The sequence below is a fragment of the Burkholderia multivorans ATCC BAA-247 genome (assembly GCF_000959525.1).
Classification (GTDB): domain Bacteria; phylum Pseudomonadota; class Gammaproteobacteria; order Burkholderiales; family Burkholderiaceae; genus Burkholderia; species Burkholderia multivorans.
On record NZ_CP009832.1, the window covers coordinates 65,410 to 85,318 of the forward strand.

A 19,909-nucleotide genomic window follows, 5' to 3' on the forward strand; every position below is an offset into this window, starting at 1 on the left:
ATGACAGACTACGCACAGGGGGGCGGATCCGGCTCGACGGCTCCGGGCAGCGGAAAAACAAACCCAGTACGCGTTCGACGAAATGCGCTCGACGCTAAGGACCGGCAAGCGCTCTGCGCCGTCATCTGCAGGTGCAATGCGATGCCGGCCATAGGCGTTGATGGACAGAAGCTAAAGCAGCAGTGTGTCAGCGGGAGGCTAAAGGCGGCGGACGCGATCGGGAGTCATCAGAGCCCATACAAGGCCGAAATCAACTACGACATGTCATGTGATCCGCCGGCTCCGATCATGGATTCGCGGATCGGCACTAAAGCGCACGATTATTTACCGGGCTGGATTCAGAAATACTGGCCGGGCGGTCTGGAAAGCTACACGCCAGGCGTGGGCAATATTCGCCGGCCCGATGTCGTGATCGTCAACGATCCGTCACTGCCGCCGACGCAGGACAACCTGAAATCTGTTGTGGAAATCAAGTTTCCGCCGGATCGCGTGGACCCGAAGCAGCAAGACGCATACGAACGCATCGCCGGCGACCCTTCAAAAGTCGCTACGATGGGGCCCAATGACTGCGGATGCTCCGACGATCAGCCGAACGAGACCGAATCCTCGCAATCCGCCCTGTCGCAACTCGGGAAATTGATCGGGCAAGGTCTGAAGGGAAGCCTCGGTGGCCCGATGCCGCCACCTATGCCTTTGCCCATCCCCTAAATCGCAACCACACGATGATGAGCAACGATAACGAACGACGGATTCAGGAGCTGGCCCAGGCCGGCATGATGCCGTTCGCGATTCTCGAACCGCGTTACCCTCACGATGGTATCGGCGCCGCTCTGGTTGTGCGCGCGTCCCTGTACTTCAAAGGTGGGTACACCCGTGACAAACGCGACGCGCTTGCATGGGTCTTCGATCGGTATGTCGAGATCGCCCGTCAGGCGAGCGCCCCCAACACTGACCATCCATTGAGGTGGCTCTGGTTCAATGGTAAGAAGGCGCTTCCCCTTGCGAAAGCACCCGCGCTGTCAGCACTCGCATCCAGTGTCGGCGCAAACGAAGGTTTCGATGCAACTTTCGTCGGCGGCGAGACAGCGCGTGATGCATCTTTCTACGAATTCACAACTTTCTGCCTGGAACAGTTCCAGGCTGAACTCGGCACTCGGGGTCTCGACGTTCTAGTTTTCACGTTCCCGGCCCCTTTCGTCCGGACGAACCCGACTCCCTTCATACGACTCTTCCGCGATGCGGCCGCCGCTGTGGACGCGATCCACGGCCATGCCGGACTCGCGGTAAATCTGTCACCGACGAGCCGAACTGAAAACGAAAGCAGCGAATATCTTATGGCGCAGCAGCTCGGGCCCGGTGTCGACGTAGGTAGTCCAATTGCTATGAAAGTGCGTGACCTTACGGACAGAATCAAGACTGTCGACTGGCTCACCCTGATCGATAAGCCAATGCTGGCAAAGGTTGGCGGCATCGCCACGCTGCAATCCGCACTACCGACAGACTGGTACGACTTAACGCCGTGCGCGCAAGGACTGTTGATCCGCGCGGGCACAATCCCCGAAGCCGGCGTGCAGGGAGCGACCGGCGCCCTGGCGCCACCACCGGCTTATGTCGTAGTCAACGCTGCTTTGCGCGCGATCGTTGCAGATACGGTTTCGATTCTTCAACGTGGCACGGCAAATGGAGACGCACCGGTCTACAACACGCAGACCAGCAGTAACGCATGGCTCCGGCGATTCGACGTCTCTGAGAACGAATTGCTGAACGCCAAAGCGGCCGTGCTCGATACGCCGAAACTCCCCCCCCAGAGTCTAGTCACAAAGCAATAAGCTGCGAGGCACAACATGGACCTTACTGCGCTTACCGGTTCCCTAGGAGCAATCCACGCTGCACTTGCGACCATAACGGCAATTGTGGGAATTGCAATGTCACGCAATACTTTCCGGTCCGGCAATCAACTTTTCTCCCAAACTCGCACGAAGCGCCTATATGAAATCATGAAGCTGAAGGACCAGGGTTGGCGCGCGATCTCGTCCGGCGCGTTGCAGCTTGCGGTCAAGGAGGCATTCGGCATGCGACTGAGCGGGGACGAAATTCGATTCATATTTGAACGGGATGACGCACTCTCGCTGTTCCGATCACGAGAATATGCCGGCAGTTTTGTAAAGTTCTGTCCTATTGAAGCACGTTACAAAGACAATCGGTATAAATGGCTTCAGCGATGGACGTTCAGAGGAAATTTTCAAGTTTTACTAGCATCATCGGTCACTGTCTATTTCCTTACATTTGTCCCCGCCCACAAGTTGGGGACGGTCAGCACTCCGGCAGCAGTGGTCCTGATGATCGTCGGAACAATACTCACGTTTACACTGATGTTTTTTGCGCGTGAAGCAAAGGCAGCAGGGACTCTGATAAACGTCGATAGTGAATATCCGCGGCCTTCGTATGGCCACAAGCTAGCGATTACGAAACGCGCCAACAAACTCTCGGACAGCACTCAAAAGACTGATGTAGCGCAGGATCGGAAAGCGTCGCCCAGCTTTCGACGAATCAATCCTGCAGCGAAACGAGATGAGCCTGCCGCGATCGCATAGGAAACCCGCGCGCCGCACCCTACCATGCAGCTCGCCCCGCGCTACATCGCAAAGAAGGCAGGCGATCCATCTGCCGCCTTTCGCGACTTCGATGACATCCTGATGAACCTGCCGCATGCTGCTTCTGCAAATTGACGATGCAACTCGCGACGCCCATCCCTTCCTGCGGCGTGATGATCACTGTTGGTACTGCGGCGATTACACCGCGCGCGGAGGACTCGCGTGCAGCCCGATCGACGAGCTGGTTGCCGACTTCCAGAAATCGGTCTCGCGGCAAGGACGTCCCGAGTATCGGGACAAGACGCGTGCGATTCAGACGGTCGGACGGACGTTTCGCAATGCATTCGTTCCGAACGCGTTTCGACAATGCACCTTCGTGCCTGTCCCGCCATCCAAGCCCCGAACGGCCCCGGAATACGACGACCGAATGGTGCTCGCGCTCGGCCACATGGCGGCGCTTGTTCAAGACGAATTGCTTATTCTCGCCGACGTACGCGAGTTGGTGCTGCACCGTGAAAGTTACGTCGCGTCGCACCTGACTCCGGCGCAACGCATGCGCCCGGAGGACTTGATTCCGCTCTACGAGATCAATGAAACGATTGCGGTGCCCCAGCCGAAGCACATTATCGTTGTCGACGACATCCTGACCACGGGTAGCCACTTCGTCGCGATGAAAACCATTCTCCAGGCGCGCTATCCGAATGCATGGATAGGCGGTTTGTTCATAGGGAGACGCCCAGAAGCGCCCGATTTTTGATAGTGGCGCACCGGGCCCGCATAATCACGGCGCGTAAAATTGCACAGGGAAATCGGCCGCCTCACTCCTCTGCTCGCCCGCTACGGGCGGGCCGCAACGGTCAATGCACACGTGCATAAAAACCGCTCGATTTTGCGGGCGGGTGGGGCGGGGTCACAACTGCGCGCGTGCGTCGCGATCGGCTTCCTGCGGTGAGTGCGCGCTCCGGCGACCTTTTGCCGATTCACCAAAGATTTTCCGGGAAGCAATGGGAAGAATGCTGGTGTTCGATCACGAAGAAACAGCGAGATTGCAAGGAGCGAGGTCAGCGGCGGAACCCAGGCAGGGTAAGCCGGATCACGGTTCCCACAAGCATGCAGCCACCGGCTAAGGCAGGTTTAAGGCGCTTCACTATCGAAACCACCCCGTTCCCCATATGGGGAGACCGTGTTACGATCTTGCCAATCACTGGGACGCTCTGAAAGCTCAGTCGCCGCCGATTTCTCGGGGTGGTCATGCCGATCAATTACCTCCGCGAATTTACAACGCCCGAGCGCAACGACGCGACGAATCGCCGCCTCGGAAGATCGCTTGCGTTCGTCGCGGGTGCGACCAACGCCGGTGGATTTTTCGCTGTTGGCCAGTACACATCGCATATGTCTGGCATCGTGTCATCGCTGACCGATAGCGTCGTGCTGGGCGACATTAAGGTCGTCGTGGCAGGGTGCTGCTCTTTGCTCTCTTTCCTCGTTGGCGCCGCCACGTCCGCTATCTTGATCAATTGGGGCCGCCGTAAGCGTTTGAGCAGCCAATACGCGATGCCGCTGATGCTTGAAGCTACACTGCTGCTCTTCTTCGGCCTTCTTGGCTCAAGACTTGAAACGCGCCATGTGCTCTTTGTACCTGCAACCGTCTGCCTCCTCTGCTATGTGATGGGGCTGCAGAACGCCATGATTACAAAGATCTCGAAGGCGGAGATACGTACGACACACGTCACTGGTCTTGTGACAGATATCGGGATTGAGCTTGGTAAGCTATGTTATTGGAACACTCGAGCAAGCTGCCGGGATCTCGTTCGCGCGGACCGACAAAAACTAAATCTTCTCGGATCTCTATTGCTGGCATTCGTAACGGGTGGACTAGCAGGAGCATTCGGTTTCCGCAACGTCGGCTTCGCCTCAATTGTTCCTCTTGCAATTGTCCTCATTGCGCTTGCTGTTGTGCCAGTTCTCGATGACATGCGCGCCTTGCGAAGTTAGCCGAGATGCTGGGTGATATGGATCGGATGCGCCCCTTGGTCTTGCCGAGGGACATTGGTATGGGTCTCGTCGTCCTCTGCGTTGAGTCAGCTCACCACGGCGACGAGGTCTACTAAGAACGGTTTTCTCAGTGACGGTCGTGCACTCGTGCGTCAGCCCTTCCCTATCTTGAGGATCCGAAGCGCATGCTCGCGATGTGGCGCAAGCATAAACGAGATGTGCACCACAATTCCGAGACATGCCAGTGTCGCAAGAGGCGCGTGGCTTCGGCTGCGATAAATGTGCCGCCTATCGCCATTGTCGCAACACGGTTCCCATGGCCGTGAACGCAGTTGGCGCGCAAGCCGAAATCCGGACAAGCGCCCGCTCTCCGTCGTGAAGGGGCGCGATCCATGTCGGGCTTCGCCATCCCGCTTTCGCGGCGTAGTGCGCGATTTGATATGCAAGCATCTGTCGGGCGACGCCGATGTTCAGTGCGTCTGTTGGTGCATATGTCGCTCAATCGCGGCCATGGCGAGTTCGAGGACGTGACTGGCGGCTAGCTCAACGGCCGTGCCGGCACGCAGGTATTGGCGAATCGGAACCACTTGTAGCTGATGACTGCCATCATTGTTGTCCACGATGAAAATATTGGCCATCCCCGTGTCCGGCACCGCCACAATCTGAATTGTCGTGCGAGATACGGTCACTTGCATACTTACTGTTGACATGCTAGTCGTCCGGTTTAGGCCGACGATAGTATGCCCCTTGGTAGCCCATTGAATTTTCGTGTAAACCACTTTTCCAGCTGCGCGGTGACAAAATTGTGGGGCCTATGAGCGCTTTTTATGTCTGAAGCAACTGGCGAGAGTCATCGTGGCGAGCCGAACGTCAAAAAATGACGTATTGCAGCGCAAGATTCATACTGCGCACTGCAGCGCGTACACTGGTTGCGGCCGCTATAATCCATCCTTGCGCAGGCGGTCCAGCTCCCCAAGTGCTGTGGTGATGACTTCAAGGATATGTCGTACAACCTGTTCGCTGGACATCCCGGCGTCGAGGTACTCCCGCACACTCATCGCTCTCGGCTGCTGCGAACTACCATCGCTGTTGACCATGTAAATCTTGGCGGTGGCTTGTTCCGCCAGTAGGACGACCTGAACAGTTTTACCGCTGACAACTGTCTGCATGCACACGGTTGTCATCGCTCCCTCCTGGTGAAACCGACTTTACGCTCGGAACAGCATGCTGTTATAACTATGACAAAAGGCCCGGCGTATTATCAATCTTTTGGAGTACCACCTCGAGACCGGCGCGACCTAAGATTATTTTTCTGCCCCTGTCTCTTCAGTAGGAGTGGGGCAAGCGCCCCACTCCTAATATCGGCCACGCAAAAGCTATAGGACCGGCGTGTGCCGGCGAAAGCGGACGACCTCGACGCCGAGCCAGTCGTTCACCTCCTGCAGCCGCGCTTTTAGCGGCTCGATCTCGAGTTCGTTGAACACCTCCGCCGCCTTACGAACGTCACCGAACCCTCCAGCGTTCGACGGGATGATGCCCATCAGCTGCGGCGGCACCCGGTGCGCCGCGAGCTGATCTTCTACCGTCACCTTCTTGATGTTCCAGAATTCGTCCTTCGCCGCAACCTCGCCGATCGGCAGCAACTGAATGCCGTCCTTCTTACCCTTAGGCGCGTACATAAACAGGTTCCGGAAGTTGCCCGGCCCCTTCGCGTTCTTCAGCGCCGCGCGCAGATTGTCGACGTCCTCCTGCTTCTCGGCCGCGTCGGTCATGTACAGGATGAAGCCGGCGTGGCTGCCGTTCTTGTAGTAGCGCCGCCGAAAGAGGGTCGCGCTCTCATTTAGCCACGTCGAATTCAGCGCCGAGAGGTATTCGGGCAGCCCGTAAATCTCCTGATTCAGGTCGGGCTCGTACAGGTGATAGACGGCGCCTGCCGGAAACGCGTGCGGCTCGCGCACGTTCGTCACGAACCAATACTGGCCCGGCTCGACCCCGACCCGCGTGTATTTCGCGAGCGAGCATTTCAACGCCATCGGCTGCCCCAGCCGATTTGTGCGCAGTTCGAGGTAGCTGTTCGCGAAGACCAGATACTCGAGTACGAACCGGCTGAAGTCTGCGCGCGACAGCAGCGGATGCTCGACGTACGACTGCACGAGGATGTTGCGCTTCACGTAGATAGCCGAGCTGTGATGCGGCGCGGCGCGGAACGAGCGCGCGAGACCGTCCAGCGGAAGCGGCGGCTCATACCAGTTCCCCATCTGCATGCACTCGGCGTAGTCGAGCAGCTCGCGTCGGTCGAGCACGGCAACCGGGTCGCCGAACGAGAACACTTCCGCGTGCGTAGCCGGCGCTGACTGCGTGTCGACCGTCAGCTCGCTGCGGTCGTGTGCGCGGCGCGCGGCGCCGCGTCGATACTTGCGTGACATCAGAAAATCTCCATGAATCCGGTGTTGGTACCTGTCGCCCCCTCGAGCGGCTCGTTCGCGAGCGCGTGCATGCACGCCCAGGCGAGGTCGCCGTGGCTCGCCTCTTCTGAGCGGCTCGCCTTGTACGTGACCTGCAGGCCGCTGGGCGTGAGCGTCTTCTTGATTGCCATGAATGACGCAGCGAGATCCTTCCAGCCCGAGTCAAATTCGAACCGGCCCTTGCGGATCACGTTCTGCGCCTTCATTACGAGCGCGGTCTTGATCTCCACCGAGTAGTGGAACGGCGTCGCGGCCGGGAAGAACTTCGTGACGAGCTGGTAGACGCCCTGCCCGATCCCGGTCGTATCGATGCCGATGTAGGTGACCCGGTAGCGCCGGGTCAGCGCCTCGATCTGACCGGCCTGCGCCTCAAAGTCGAGGCCGTGCCACTGGAACCGCTCGAGCACGCGGAACTTTCCGCCCGGATACTTCGGCGGCGCCACGACGACACAGCCAGCGCTGTCGCCCGTGTGCGAGGGGTCATAGCCGATCCAGACGTCCTCGTCGCCGAATGGGCGCAGATACAGCGGCTTGAAGTCGTCCCACACTTCCCACGTATCGACCATGCAGGGCTGCAGCGCCGACAGCGGAAACACCGACAGCGAGTCGTCGATGAACTGACACAGCAGCAGGTTCGCGTATTCGTCGGCGCTGTATTCGAGTTTCAGGCGCTCGAGGTCGAACAGGTTGCAGCCACCGCGCACGGCGTCCTCGACGGTCACGATCTGCCGCCATTGGCCGTCGCCGCACGCGCGCCCCGCCGCGAGAGAGGCATTCGAGATGTCGACCGACACGCGCTGATCCTTCGGGCGGCCGCGGTTGAACAGCGCGCCGGACCAGAACGGATATGCGTCGTGTGCGAGGCTCGACGGCGTCGAAAAATACGTCTGGCGCCACTGCGAGTGGATCGCCATGCCCGACGCGACCTTGCGCAGGTCCTGAAAGCGCGGCACCCAGAAGTACTCGTCGAAATACAGGTTGCCGTGGTAGCTCTGCGCGGTGCGCGCGTTCGTGCCGAGGAAGTACAGCGTTGCGCCATTCGGTAGCACGATTGGGTCGCCCTTCAGCTCAACGCCCACCGTATCTTTCGCGAACTGGACGATGTACTGACGGAACACGTGCGCCTGCGCCTTGCTGGCCGACAGGAAGATCTGATTGCGGCCGGTGTTCAGCGCGTCGAGCAATGCCTCACGCGCGAAGTACCAGGTCGCGCCGATCTGCCGGCTCTTCAGGATGTTGCGGATTCGTTCCTTGAATCCCGCGCGATACCACGTGCGCTGATAGTCGAAGATCGATTCGAGGAATGCATCGTTCAGCTTCTCGATCTGCTCGTCGGTGAACGCGTTGCGCTCGTCCGCGCTGCGCGACCGTCTCGTCCCGCCCGCGCTCCCGCATTGGCTCACCTTCGCGTCGTTCGCCGGGCGCGTGCGCAGCCGGTCGAGCTGACGCGTCAGCAGGTCAATCTCTTTGAAGTCGCGCCCTTCTTTCTTCTCCTTCACGACGAGCCGAATCAGCTGCGCCTCCATCGACAGCGCGACGCGATCGACCGGCTCGGTCTCGTCCCATCTATCGCGCCGCTTCCAGCTGTACAGCGTGGCCGGCTTCTCACCGAGCATGTCGGCGATGCGCGCGATGCGATAGCCCTGCCAGTAGAGATCACGTGCGCGTCGGCGTGGATCAACGTCAGATGAATCAGTGAGAAGTGCAGTCATGCGGCAAGGCTACCGACGCGCGCGCGCGAGCCCTACTGTCAGCGGTTGTACTAGTTGCGCACACAACCGCTGTTCATTGCGACGCCATCGCGAACTGCCGACACTGGAATCCCTGAATACAGCACCCTGCCCTCTTAGAGGTTTCGCACATGGCACAGGACACGAAGAAGACGAAGTTTTTCCGGATCGCGACCGAAGGCGCGACCACGGACGGTCGCACGATCGATCGCGCGATGCTCGAACAAATGGCCCGCTCGTACGATCCCGCGGTGTACGGCGCGCGCATCAACATGGAACACATTCGCGGGCTTTATCCCGATGGCGCGTTTCGCTCGTATGGCGACGTGATTGCGCTGAAGGCCGAAGAGCAGGACGGCAAGATGCGTCTGCTCGCGCAGCTCTCGCCGACCAAGGATCTGATCGCGATGACCACCGAGCAGCGGCAGAAGGTCTACACGTCGATGGAGGTCGACCCCGACTTCGCGGGCACCGGCGAGGCATATCTGGTTGGTCTGGCCGTCACGGACAACCCGGCGAGCCTCGGCACCGAGATGCTCGCTTTCAGCGCGAAGAACCGTGCGTTCGACACGCGCAAGCTGCGCCCGGAAAACCTCTTCAGCGCCGCGGTGGAAGCCGACATCGAGCTTGAGGACGACGCCCCGACGCGCGCAGGCGACGCCGCGCGTTCGCTGTTCTCCAAGGTCCGCAGCCTGCTCAATCGCAAGGAAGCGTCCGACGATCAGCGCTTCTCCGATCTCTCGCAGTCGGTCGTGGCGGTCGCCGAAAGCCAGAGCCAGGTGCTCGATCAGGTCGAGCGGTTCAGCAACGAGCTGGCCGATGTGAAGCGCGCGCTGAAAGACGCTGAAGCGCGCCATTCCGATCTGGTGCAGAAGCTCTCGCGCACCGATAGCGATCGGCAGCAACGGCCGACGTCGACGGGCGGCGACAACGCCGTGCTGACCGACTGCTGATCGACCTCACCACCCATTTTCGTAAAACGGAGAATCCATGCGGAACGACACCCGCGCGCTATATAACCGCTACGTCGAGCGTATTGAACAACTGAACGGCATCAGCGATGCGACGAAGAAGTTTTCCGTCGTGCCCAGCGTGCAGCAAACGCTCGAAACGAAAATTCAGGAATCGAGCGCATTCCTCTCTCGGATCAACATCCACGGCGTCGAGGAAATGGAAGGCGACAAGATCGGCCTCGGTGTGTCCGGCCCGATCGCGAGCCGCACCGATACGACCAAGCGCGCGCGTGAGACACGCGACGTCTCGGCGCTCGACAACCAGAAGTACCGCTGCGAGAAGACGAACTACGACACCCATATTCGCTACCAACAGCTCGACGCGTGGGCGAAGTTTCCGGACTTCCAGGCGCGTGTGCGCGATTCGATCATTGTGCGCCAGGCGCTCGACCGCATCATGATCGGCTGGAACGGCGAGCGCGTCGCAGCCGACACCGATCTCGTGGCGAATCCGCTGCTGCAGGACGTGAACATCGGCTGGCTGCAGCAGTATCGGAACAACGCGAAGGAACGCGTGTTCTCCGGTGCCAAGGTCGGCAAGGGCGAGGAATTCAAGAACCTCGACGCCGTCGTCACGCTCGCGCGCAACGAGTTCCTCGACCCGTGGTACGCGGAAGACCCGAATCTCGTCGTGATCTGTGGGCGCGAGCTGCTGCAGGACAAGTATTTCCCGCTCATCAACCAGGCGCAGCCGTCGACCGAAACGCTCGCGACCGACATCGTCGTGTCGCAGAAGCGACTCGGCAACCTGCCGGCCGTCACCGTCCCGTACTTTCCGGCTCACGCGCTGATGGTCACGCGACTGGACAACCTGTCGATTTACTGGCAAATCAGCGCGCGCCGGCGCTCGCTGAAGGAAGTTCCCGAGCGCGATCGCGTCGAAAACTACGAAAGCTCGAACGATGCGTACGTGATCGAGCAGTACGGCGCCGGCTGCGTGGTCGAAAACATCCAGCTCGTCGACGACGCACCGGCTGCTGCGCAGGGTGGTGCATGACGAACCCGTTCCGCCAACACTTCCAGCGCACTGTCGCGGCGAAGGCCGCGCGCGGCACGCCGGCGGGCGTCGGCGGGCTGCGCGACGACTCGGCGTACACGCTGATGCTGGCGCAGCTCGACGAGCATCGCCGCGCGCTGAAGGCCGTCGAGTCGCTCGAGCGCAAGGCCGATCTGAAGCGGCAATTCCTGCCGACGTACGACGCCTGGGTCGCGGGCGTGCTGGAGGGTGCCGCCGGCGCGCAGGACGACGTGCTAATGACGATCATGGTCTGGCGCGTCGACGTCGGTGACTTCCGCGGTGCGCTGGAGATCGGCGCGTACGCGCTGCGGCACGGCCTGCCTCTGCCGGACCAGTACAAGCGCAGCACACCGTGCCTGCTCGTCGAGGAATTCGCCGAGGCCGCGCTGCGCGCGCATCGCGCAGGCGCGCCGATCCAGGTCGAGCCGCTGCTCGAAATCGAGCAGCTGACGACGGGCGCCGACATGCCCGATGAAGTGCGCGCGAAGCTGCACAAAGCGATCGGCTACGGGCTCACCGCCGCCGAGCCGGCGCGTGCCCTGGACCACCTGCGCCGCGCGCTGCAGCTCTTCGCGAACGTCGGCGTGAAGAAGGACATCGAGCGGCTCGAGCGCGAACTGAAGAACTCTGCCAGCGGGGGCCAGCGCGGCCCCGACGGCTGATACCAAGCGTACCCCGCGCACCAGGCGGCACGGGGCCGTAGCCGGCACTGTCCGCGCGAAAGCCCCGTCCACCGCCTCACCTTTTCAACATGACGAGCCCGACCATGTCCTTTGTCTCGACCCCGCCGCTGGCGCAGCCGCCGCGAACCTCTGCGCCGCCGATTGCGAACGACGCGTTCTACCCGGACGTGTCGCTCGAACACGCACGCGACACCATGCGCCTCGACGGATCCGTGACCGATACCCGTTTGCGGCACGAGCTGCTCGCGGCAATCGCCAGCGTCAATGACGAATTGCGCGCGGCGCGCGCGGCGTGGCGCGATGCCGGCTTCGCGCGGCTCGCCGATGTACCGGCCCACCAGCTCGACGGCGAAAGCGTGCTGCTGCAGCACTACCGGCGCGCCGTGTACTGCCTAGCAAAGGCGACGCTCATCGAGCGGTACCGCGATTACGACACGACCGGCGACGGTGCACGCCGCGCCGACGAGCTGGAGCCTCAGAGCGACGAACTACGCCGCGATGCGCGCTGGGCGATCAGCGACATCGTCGGCCGGCCGCGCGTGACCGTGGAGCTCATCTGATGCGAGCAACGTACCGAATCCGTCGCCTGCCGCAGGACCGCGTCATTGATGACCGACACGTCGCGGCACCGTTTCAAGTTCAACGCCGCATCGCGGGACTCTTCTGGCGCGAAATCGCTCTGTGCTCCGACCTCGACACTGCGTCGTTGATGCTGCAGGCCGCAGTACGCGCGCGTCGGCTGGCGTCATTGAAACCGCGGCTCGTCGCCCATTACGGTGCGGATGGTCAGGAGCTGTCCTGATGTGGGTGCGCGCGCTCCAGGGCGAAACCGTCGACGCACTGTGCTGGCGCGTGCTCGGCCGCACGCGCGGTGTCGTCGAGGCGGTGCTCGAGCTGAACCGGGATCTCGCGCAGTACGGCCCGATCCTGCCTCACGGGCTGCTCGTCGAGCTACCCGACGAACCACCGCAAGCGGCGCAATCCGGCGCCGAGCGGCTCCAGTTATGGGACTGAGAATGGCTGAACCTATTTCCACGTCGTCCGCGACGACCGCGGCGCTCGGTGTCGCGACGCTGTCGCTGTTTCCCGGCGTCGACGCCAATGTCGTCATGGGTGCCTTCGCCGGCTCGCTGCTATTCGTGATGACCGCGGCCGACCCGTCGATCCCGAAACGCGTCGCGTTCTTCGTGATCTCGTTCGTGGCGGGGTGCCTGACCGCGGACCTGTTCGCAGCCGGGCTCGACGCCGTGCTTCCCGCGCGAATCGAAGTTCACGCCGGCATCGGCGCACTGATCGCCTCGGCACTCGTCGTGAAGCTGCTGCTGTGGCTGATCGCGCAGGCCGACGCGCCCGATCGGTTGCTGAACGTGTTCAAGGGGAGGGAAAAGTGATGCTCACGGCCGTCTACGTGCTGCTGTGCGCCGCGCTCGCGCTGCGTCTCGTGATTTTTCGCCGCGGCACGAGCGCCCACCGACCTCTCGCGTCGTGTCTCGCCTACGCACTCGCGGTTGCCGCCGGCGCCGCGCCCATTCGCGCCGCGTTCGGCATGCTGCCGCCGGCGAATGTGGCTGACACCGTCCTCGTCGGCGTCTTGTGCCTGGCCGTGTACGGCGTGCGCGGCAACGTCGTCGAGCTGTTCCACCGCGGCAATCCGCGCGACTCGCTGATCGCGCGTGTGCTGCAGTTCAAACCGTGGGGGCGCCATGTATAAAACCCTGCGCCTGGGCGACCGCGGCGCCGACGTCGCCTACCTGCAGCGCCAGCTCATCGCGGCCGGCGCGCGCATCGACGCCGACGCACTCTACGGCAGCGCGACGCGCGGCGCCGTGGTGGCGTTCCAGGCGTCGCACGGCCTGGTCGCCGACGGCATCGCGGGCCCGAAGACGTGGGCGGCACTGGCAGCCGGCCGGCGCGATCCGCGGCACCTGACTGATGCGGATCTGCAGCGCGCGGCCGATCGGCTGAAGGTCGATCTCGCGGCCGTGCGCGCAGTCAACGAAGTCGAGTCGCGCGGCGCCGGCTTTTTGCCGGACGGCCGTCCTGTGATCCTGTTCGAGCGGCACATCATGTATCGGCAGCTCGCGGCCGCGGGCCTGGACGCCGACGCGCTCGCGGCGAAGTATCCGGGCGTCGTCAACCCGAAGCCCGGCGGCTACGCCGGCGGCACGGCGGAATACGCGCGCCTGGCGACCGCGTCGCAGATTTCCGCAGCGTGCGCACTCGAAGCGGCGAGCTGGGGCGGGTTCCAAATCATGGGCTTTCACTGGAACCTGCTCGGCTATCCGGACGTGTTCTCGTTCGTCGAGGCGATGAAGGTCAGCGAAGCCGAGCACCTCGAGGCGTTCGTGCGCTTCATCCTCGCCGACAAAGCGCTGCTCGCCGCGTTGCGCAGCCGGAAATGGGCCAAGTTCGCCGAGCTGTACAACGGCCGCGATTACGCCGATCACCTGTACGACGTGAAGCTCGAACGGGCCTTCGAGCGCTACAGCCGGGCAGTCGCATGACGGGCGGCGCTCGCACTCTCGTCGCCGGCGCGATCGCGCTCGCCGCGGCGGGTGTCGTCATCGCGGTCCAGCATGCGCTCCTGGTCAGCGCCGGCCAGCACGCCGACGATCTCGCGCGCGACTTGCGCGAGCGAACAGCCGAGCGCGACGCGGCGCGTCGCGACGTGAAGATCGTCACGCGGTACGTCGGCCGTGTCCGGATCGTCCGCGAAAAGGGCGACACCATCGTCAAGGAGGTACCCGTTTATGTGGATCGCGAAGCTGATCGCGCCTGTGTTGTTCCTCTCGGGTTTGTGCGCGTGCACGACGCAGCCGCCGCCAATGTGCCGGTGGGACATCCCGGAAGCACTGATGCGGCCGCCGCGGGCGTTGCACTCTCTACCGTCGCCGCGACCGTCGCCGATAACTACACCACCTGCCACGAAAACGCCGAACAGCTGATCGCTCTGCAGGCGCGAGTGCGTGACGCCGAGAAGGAGGCGCCGTGAACAAACCGAACAGCCTGCGCGCAGCGCTGACGGCCGCCCTGCCCGAGTTCGCGCGCGATCCGGACCGGCTGCACATCTTCATCGAACACGGGTCGATTGCCGTCACCGCAGCGAATTCACTGTCGTTCGAGTATGCGTACACGCTCGACATCGTCGTGACGGATTACGCCGGACACTCGGATCACCTGATGGTGCCGATCATCGCGTGGCTGAAGGTTCACCAGCCGGAGCTGCTGCTGAACCGCGACCTCTGCCGCGATGGGTTCAAGTTCCAGGCCGAGTTGCTGGACAATGGGAAGTCCGATGTCGAAATCCTGCTGAAGCTTACGGAGCGCGTCGGTGTCACCGAGCGGCCGGACGGATTCGAGATCCGCCACTTTGGCGAGCCGCCGATCGCGGGAACGTGATGGCGGATCGTCTCTCGCGCGCTGAGGAATGGGCGTCCGGCCTGCTGGGCCAGCTCACGAGTGCGCAGCGTGCGCGCCTAGCGAAGGAACTCGCGGCCGAACTGCGCCGGCGCCAGTCGCGACGCATCGCAGAAGCCCGCAACCCGGACGGCAGCAGATACGCGCCGCGCAAGCCGCAGGCGCGGCGCAAGAAGGGCCGCATCCGGCGCGCGATGTTCCAGAAGTTGCGCACCGCCCGCTTCCTGAAAACTGCTTCGAGCGCTGACGCGTCGGTGCTGCATTTCACGCGCGACGTCGAGCGCATCGCACGCGTGCATCAGGAGGGCCTGCGCGATCAGGTGCAGCGCGACGGCCCAATCGCTCAGTATCCGGCACGCGAGCTGCTGGGTCTCGCGGACGCCGACATCATGCGAATCGCCGACGTCGTCCTCGATTTTTTGTCGCGGTAGATTTCGCTCGGTCGTGCAGCGTCGGACCTGATTGCGATCTGCCAAAAAACATGTTTCATTCGGTCAGCTTCGCGACCGTGATCGCATACTTTCAGACTACTCCTATGTGCCTGCACGATTCGATAAAGAGGGACTTACTGCATATCAGAAATGCAATTCAGATTCTTCGCGCGTCACGAAACCAGTTTGCGTCAGAAACCCGGATTGCTGAACCAAAGTACTGGCGCGAGAGGCTTTACGCCATTCGTGACTTGGCCGAACGCCACAATTTTCGAACACTGCAGCTCGAAGCAGACGAACTGATACTTGAGACTGAAGAGCTCGAACATTAGGCTGACAAATGTCAATGGTTGTCACAGGCTCCCACACAACATGTTGTGCATGCCCCCTGGGCGCGCGCGCGGCATCCTTGCCGCATGGATGATTTTGCTGACCTGAATCGCCGCCTCGAAAGCCTGTTGCGCGAGGGCACCGTGATCGACGTCGACCACGGTGCCCGCCGCGTGCGCGTTGAATCGGGCGGGCTACAAACCGACTGGATTCGTTGGCTGGTGCAGCGAACCGGCAACAGTATCGTGTGGGACCCACCGTCGATCGGCGAACCCGGACTGCTGCTGTGTCCGTCGGGTGAGCCGACCACCGGTCTGTTCCTGCCTGGCGTGTACTGCGACGGTCACGACGCACCCAGCTCGAATCCGCACGAACACGTGCGCATGTACGGCGACGGCGCACGTATCGCATACGACTTCGCGGCTCACGCGCTCACCGCCACGCTGCCCGCCGGCGCGACTGTGCATGTCGTCGCGCCGGGCAGCGTCACGGTCGAAACCAACAGCGCAACCGTCAAGGCAAAGACTGTCACCCTCGACGCCGACGATACGACCGTGACGGGCGCGTTGCTTGTGAAGGGACCACTCACATTCGAATCCGGCGCGACAGGCAAGAATGGAGGCGGCACGGGCTCGCGCGCCGTGATCGAGATCGAGGGCAGCGCCCACTTCACCGGCGTCGTATCAGCAGACGTCGACGTGCAGTCGCAAAATGTGAGCCTCGTGAAGCACCCGCACCAGGCGCAAGGCGAATTCGCGCAGACCTCGAAACCGCTCGCGGGTGGCGCATGATGGGCATGAACGCACGCACTGGCCGCGCGATCGCCGGCCAGGCCCACATTGAGCAATCCGCCGCGGACATCCTGTTCACGCCGCTCGGCACACGCGTCATGCGGCGCGACTACGGTTCGCTCCTGCCCGCGCTGATCGACGGGCCGGTCAATCCGCTGATGCGCATGCGGGTGATGGCGGCGTCGGTCATGGCGCTGGCACGCTGGGAGCCGCGAATTCAGGTCAATCAGGTGGATTTCGCCGCCACCGGCGGCGACGGCGGTGCCGTGCTCGAGTTGCATGGCGAGCGCACCGACGGCCCGCGCGCCGGCACGCCGTTCTCCATGCGCCTGCCGACGACGAGTGGCCGCATTGCAAGTCGAGGTGTGGCATGAGAACGACGCCGATCGACCTGTCACAGCTCCCGGCGCCGGACATCGTCGAAGAGCTGGACTACGAGACTATCTTCGCCGAGAAGAAGGCCCGGCTCATTTCCCTGTACCCGAAGGAACAGCAGGACGAGATCGCGGCCGCGCTCGAGCTCGAATCCGAGCCGATGGTCAAGCTGCTGCAGGAAGGTGCCTACGAAAAGATGCTGCTGCTCGCGCTGGTGAACGAGAAGGCGCGTGGCTTGCTGCTCGCGTACGCGAAGGGCACGACGCTGGAGCATCTCGGCGCCCTGTTCGATGTCGAGCGTCTGCTGATCTCGGCCGGCGACCCGGACAACGGCATCGATCCGGTCTACGAGGACGATGACAGCCTGCGCGAGCGCATCCAGCTCGCGCCGCGCGGCTTTTCGGTGGCCGGCCCCGACGATGCGTACGTGTTCCACGCACGCGCGGCGGATGGGCGTGTGAAGGCGGCGACCGCGTACAGCCCATCGCCGTGCGTGATGGTCGTCACGATCCTATCGCGCGAAGGCGACGGCACCGCCAGCGAGGAACTGCTCGACATCGTCCGGAAGAACCTCGAAAAGAAGCGCCCGCAGGCCGACGAGGTCATTGTCCAGAGCGCGAAGATCGTGCCGTACGCGATCCGCGCGACGCTGCGCTTCTTCAACGGACCGGACCGCGCCGTTGCGATCGCTGCGTCGCGGAAGAACGCCCAGCAGTTCGCCGATGCAATGCACCGTCCTGGTTCCGAGATCACGGTGGACGGTCTGTATGCATCAATGCGTGTGGCCGGCGTCCAAAAGGTGCTGCTCGACACACCGGCCAACGGCGTGCCGATCGCGATCGACGAGGCGCCGTACTGCACCGGTATCGAGCTGGTCGACGGCGGGGTAGCTGATGAATAAACCGACCCGTTCACTGTTGCCGCCGAATGCGACGGCGCTCGAGCGACGCCTCGCCGAAGCTAATGCGGACCTGCTCGACATCCCGGTCGAGCTCGACACGCTAATGGACCCGGACCGGATCCCGCTGCGCTTTCTGCCGTGGCTCGCGTGGCACATGGGCGTAGACACGTGGCGCGACGAATGGCCCGAGCAGGTGAAGCGCGCGCGCGTGAAATCTGCAATCCGCATCGCCCGCAAAAAGGGTACGGCCGATGCCGTGCGCGACGTCTGCGCGTCGTTCGGCGCGAACGTCGTGATGCGCGAATGGTTCGAGATGACGCCGCGCGGCGTGCCGGGCACGTTCGAGGTCGTGATGACGGTAGGCAGTCGTGAAGGCGTGCCGGCCACCGCGCAGTACGTCGCCGACATTCGCGCCGAAGTCGATCGGGCGAAGCGGGGAACCGCGCACTACATCTTCAAGCAAGGCTACAGCGCGATCGGCACGCAGCAGGTCGGCGCGGGCGCACGCGCCGCGGTCTATCGCCGGCTGTCCCTCTCGGAAACCTGAACATGGCTGGAAACCTCATCAACATTACCGACGCCGGACGCGCGGCGCTCGTCGCAGCTAGCAATACCGGCACGGTTGCCCGCCGCGTGACCGAAGTCGGTCTCGGCACCGCGGCATTCACCTTCGACAAGGGCATGAAAACCATGCCGACCGAGCGCAAACGCGTGACCACGTTCGGCGGCGAAAACGTCGCGCCCGATACAGTGCACGTCGTCATCCAGGACGACACCGACGATCAGTATTCGCTGTTCGCGTACGGTCTGTACCTCGACAATGGTGTGCTCTTCGGTGTCTACGTTCAGGACACGCCCATTCTGGAAAAGTCGCCGGCGGCGATGATGCTGCTTGCGAGCGACATCGTGTTCAAGTCGATCGACGCGTCGCAGCTCCAGTTCGGCCCCGCCACGTTCCTGAACCCGCCGGCGACGACGGACCGCAAGGGCGTCGTCGAGCTTGCGACGACGGAAGAGGTTGCCGCTGGCACCGACGCGACGCGCGCCGTGACGCCGGCTACGCTCAAGCCACGGCTCGACGCGAAGGCCAATCTTTCCGGCGCTGACTTCACGGGCCGCATCAGCACGCGGGACGTCCTGCATCTCGCGTCGGCGCCGGGCGGCACCGGCGCGATTCTCAGCGCCGGCAACGGCGATGGTGCATCCGCCTCGACGACCAACGTCGCGTTGCGTTCGTGGTATGGCATCGGGTTCGCGCCAACGATCGACGGCATGCCCGTACCGCGAACAGAGTTTTCTCACTGGTTCGATACGCGCACCGGCAATACCGGCTTTCGCGGCACGCTCGACGTCGGCGGCCTCATCACGGCTCAAACGCCTCCATCGGGCGACGCATCGAAGCGCGTGCCAACGACCGAATGGGTTGTCGCAGCGATCGCGTCGGCCGGCATCGGCACGATCGTGTTCGAGCCGCGCACCAGCGTGCGCGCCGGCTTTCTGAAATTGAACGGCGCGCTCGTCAACCGCAGCGACTATCCCGCGCTGTGGGCGTACGCACAGGCGAGCGGCGCGCTCGTCGCCGAGTCGGCGTGGGGGCAGAACAATTGGGGATGTTTCTCGACGGGCGACGGCGCGACGACGTTCCGTCTGCCCGAGCTGCGCGGCGAATTCTTGCGCTGCTGGGACGACGGCCGCGGCGCGGATTCTGCGCGCGGGATTGGCACTTTCCAGAGCTTCCAGAACGCATGGCATGCGCACGGGGCATCGTCGGCAGCCGTCGGCGACCATACGCACGGCGCCTGGACGGACGCGCAAGGCTGGCATGGTCACCACGGCTGGACCGGCGGCGGCGGCGGACACAATCACAACAACGGGATTTTCAGCCGCTTACTGCGGCCGCCTTACGGTGGGTCGCTAACCGGTTCCGACCAGGCCGGTAGCGGCTCCGAGCAGGCGGTCGGTGCCGGCGATTCGGCCGACATCGCATGGTCCGGCGATCACGCACACGAGTTCAATACCGAAGGGTCCGGAACGCACAGCCATAACGTCGGAATCGGCGGCGCCGGCGCACACGCGCATGCCATTACCGTGAACGGGGACGGCGGTAACGAGGCCCGTCCCCGGAACATCGCCATGCTCGCCATGATTCGCGCTTACTGAAACGAC

Annotated in this window: 26 protein-coding genes; 22 read left to right on the top strand and 4 right to left on the bottom strand. The window is 62.9% G+C overall.

All coding sequences use genetic code 11. The features are described 5' to 3' along the window. The 5 genes from NP80_RS12700 (at position 1) to NP80_RS12715 (ending at position 4,589) form a co-directional block, all read left to right on the top strand. Positions 1–708 (top strand): VRR-NUC domain-containing protein, encoded by a 708-nt coding sequence (locus tag NP80_RS12700; RefSeq protein WP_170935258.1) that lies wholly within the window; start codon positions 1–3, stop codon positions 706–708. Between the two features lie 17 nt (positions 709–725). Next, a complete protein-coding gene (locus NP80_RS12705; RefSeq protein WP_035947412.1) occupies positions 726–1,829 on the top strand; it encodes a type VI immunity family protein in 1,104 nt (367 codons plus the stop codon). Between the two features lie 15 nt (positions 1,830–1,844). Continuing rightward, on the top strand, positions 1,845–2,594 hold the full coding sequence (locus tag NP80_RS29510) for a hypothetical protein (RefSeq protein ID WP_140401745.1): 750 nt from the start codon (positions 1,845–1,847) through the stop codon (positions 2,592–2,594). 115 nt (positions 2,595–2,709) lie between these two features. Beyond that, positions 2,710–3,351, top strand: coding sequence for a hypothetical protein (locus NP80_RS12710; protein WP_006410817.1), 642 nt, complete (start codon positions 2,710–2,712; stop codon positions 3,349–3,351). 494 nt (positions 3,352–3,845) lie between these two features. Then, positions 3,846–4,589: a YoaK family protein gene (locus tag NP80_RS12715; RefSeq protein ID WP_006410815.1), complete on the top strand. Its 744-nt coding sequence runs from the start codon at positions 3,846–3,848 to the stop codon at positions 4,587–4,589. Positions 4,590–5,059: 470 nt separating this feature from the next. On the opposite strand, the gene NP80_RS12720 is transcribed toward NP80_RS12715, so the two are convergent. From NP80_RS12720 to NP80_RS12735, 4 genes are all read right to left on the bottom strand, one after another. After that, complete coding sequence (locus NP80_RS12720) at positions 5,060–5,284, bottom strand: hypothetical protein (protein ID WP_106918417.1); 225 nt, start codon at positions 5,282–5,284, stop codon at positions 5,060–5,062. Positions 5,285–5,527: 243 nt separating this feature from the next. Then, positions 5,528–5,773 carry a hypothetical protein gene (locus tag NP80_RS12725; protein WP_035947247.1) on the bottom strand — a complete coding sequence of 82 codons (246 nt, stop codon included), beginning with the start codon at positions 5,771–5,773 and terminating at the stop codon, positions 5,528–5,530. 192 nt (positions 5,774–5,965) lie between these two features. After that, entirely contained in the window at positions 5,966–7,015 is a 1,050-nt protein-coding gene (locus NP80_RS12730) for a phage portal protein (RefSeq protein ID WP_006401829.1), read from the bottom strand. Then, positions 7,015–8,766, bottom strand: a complete 1,752-nt coding sequence (locus NP80_RS12735; RefSeq protein WP_006401828.1) for a terminase ATPase subunit family protein — start codon at positions 8,764–8,766, stop codon at positions 7,015–7,017. Before NP80_RS12735 ends, NP80_RS12730 begins: the two co-directional genes overlap by 1 nt. Before the next feature lie 149 nt (positions 8,767–8,915). On the opposite strand from NP80_RS12735, the gene NP80_RS12740 reads away from it, so the two are divergent. The 17 genes from NP80_RS12740 to NP80_RS12820 all read left to right on the top strand — a co-directional run bounded on the left by NP80_RS12740 (position 8,916) and on the right by NP80_RS12820 (position 19,903). After that, on the top strand, positions 8,916–9,737 hold the full coding sequence (locus tag NP80_RS12740) for a GPO family capsid scaffolding protein (RefSeq protein ID WP_006410532.1): 822 nt from the start codon (positions 8,916–8,918) through the stop codon (positions 9,735–9,737). 37 nt (positions 9,738–9,774) lie between these two features. Further along, positions 9,775–10,794: a phage major capsid protein, P2 family gene (locus NP80_RS12745; protein WP_006401826.1), complete on the top strand. Its 1,020-nt coding sequence runs from the start codon at positions 9,775–9,777 to the stop codon at positions 10,792–10,794. Continuing rightward, positions 10,791–11,477, top strand: coding sequence for a phage terminase small subunit (locus NP80_RS12750; RefSeq protein WP_006401825.1), 687 nt, complete (start codon positions 10,791–10,793; stop codon positions 11,475–11,477). Before NP80_RS12745 ends, NP80_RS12750 begins: the two co-directional genes overlap by 4 nt. Before the next feature lie 104 nt (positions 11,478–11,581). Beyond that, positions 11,582–12,058 (top strand): head completion/stabilization protein, encoded by a 477-nt coding sequence (locus NP80_RS12755; RefSeq protein ID WP_006401824.1) that lies wholly within the window; start codon positions 11,582–11,584, stop codon positions 12,056–12,058. Further along, positions 12,058–12,300: a hypothetical protein gene (locus tag NP80_RS12760; protein WP_006401823.1), complete on the top strand. Its 243-nt coding sequence runs from the start codon at positions 12,058–12,060 to the stop codon at positions 12,298–12,300. Before NP80_RS12755 ends, NP80_RS12760 begins: the two co-directional genes overlap by 1 nt. Further along, a complete protein-coding gene (locus NP80_RS12765; RefSeq protein WP_006401822.1) occupies positions 12,300–12,512 on the top strand; it encodes a tail protein X in 213 nt (70 codons plus the stop codon). Before NP80_RS12760 ends, NP80_RS12765 begins: the two co-directional genes overlap by 1 nt. A gap of 2 nt (positions 12,513–12,514) precedes the next feature. Further along, complete coding sequence (locus NP80_RS12770) at positions 12,515–12,889, top strand: putative holin (RefSeq protein ID WP_006401821.1); 375 nt, start codon at positions 12,515–12,517, stop codon at positions 12,887–12,889. After that, on the top strand, positions 12,889–13,209 hold the full coding sequence (locus tag NP80_RS12775; protein ID WP_006401820.1) for a phage holin family protein: 321 nt from the start codon (positions 12,889–12,891) through the stop codon (positions 13,207–13,209). The genes NP80_RS12770 and NP80_RS12775 overlap by 1 nt, the downstream gene beginning before the upstream one ends. After that, complete coding sequence (locus NP80_RS12780) at positions 13,202–14,002, top strand: N-acetylmuramidase domain-containing protein (RefSeq protein ID WP_006401819.1); 801 nt, start codon at positions 13,202–13,204, stop codon at positions 14,000–14,002. The genes NP80_RS12775 and NP80_RS12780 overlap by 8 nt, the downstream gene beginning before the upstream one ends. Continuing rightward, a complete protein-coding gene (locus NP80_RS12785; protein WP_006401818.1) occupies positions 13,999–14,490 on the top strand; it encodes a hypothetical protein in 492 nt (163 codons plus the stop codon). Before NP80_RS12780 ends, NP80_RS12785 begins: the two co-directional genes overlap by 4 nt. Next, entirely contained in the window at positions 14,487–14,897 is a 411-nt protein-coding gene (locus NP80_RS12790) for a phage tail protein (protein WP_006401817.1), read from the top strand. The genes NP80_RS12785 and NP80_RS12790 overlap by 4 nt, the downstream gene beginning before the upstream one ends. Beyond that, entirely contained in the window at positions 14,897–15,346 is a 450-nt protein-coding gene (locus NP80_RS12795; protein WP_006401816.1) for a phage virion morphogenesis protein, read from the top strand. Before NP80_RS12790 ends, NP80_RS12795 begins: the two co-directional genes overlap by 1 nt. A 416-nt stretch (positions 15,347–15,762) precedes the next feature. Beyond that, positions 15,763–16,467, top strand: a complete 705-nt coding sequence (locus NP80_RS12800) for a phage baseplate assembly protein V (RefSeq protein WP_006401814.1) — start codon at positions 15,763–15,765, stop codon at positions 16,465–16,467. Further along, positions 16,464–16,841 (top strand): GPW/gp25 family protein, encoded by a 378-nt coding sequence (locus NP80_RS12805; protein WP_006401813.1) that lies wholly within the window; start codon positions 16,464–16,466, stop codon positions 16,839–16,841. The genes NP80_RS12800 and NP80_RS12805 overlap by 4 nt, the downstream gene beginning before the upstream one ends. Beyond that, complete coding sequence (locus NP80_RS12810) at positions 16,838–17,743, top strand: baseplate J/gp47 family protein (RefSeq protein WP_006401812.1); 906 nt, start codon at positions 16,838–16,840, stop codon at positions 17,741–17,743. Before NP80_RS12805 ends, NP80_RS12810 begins: the two co-directional genes overlap by 4 nt. Beyond that, positions 17,736–18,290 carry a phage tail protein I gene (locus tag NP80_RS12815; RefSeq protein WP_006401811.1) on the top strand — a complete coding sequence of 185 codons (555 nt, stop codon included), beginning with the start codon at positions 17,736–17,738 and terminating at the stop codon, positions 18,288–18,290. Before NP80_RS12810 ends, NP80_RS12815 begins: the two co-directional genes overlap by 8 nt. A 2-nt stretch (positions 18,291–18,292) precedes the next feature. Beyond that, positions 18,293–19,903 (top strand): phage tail protein, encoded by a 1,611-nt coding sequence (locus NP80_RS12820; protein ID WP_006401810.1) that lies wholly within the window; start codon positions 18,293–18,295, stop codon positions 19,901–19,903. Positions 19,904–19,909 lie beyond the last annotated feature (6 nt).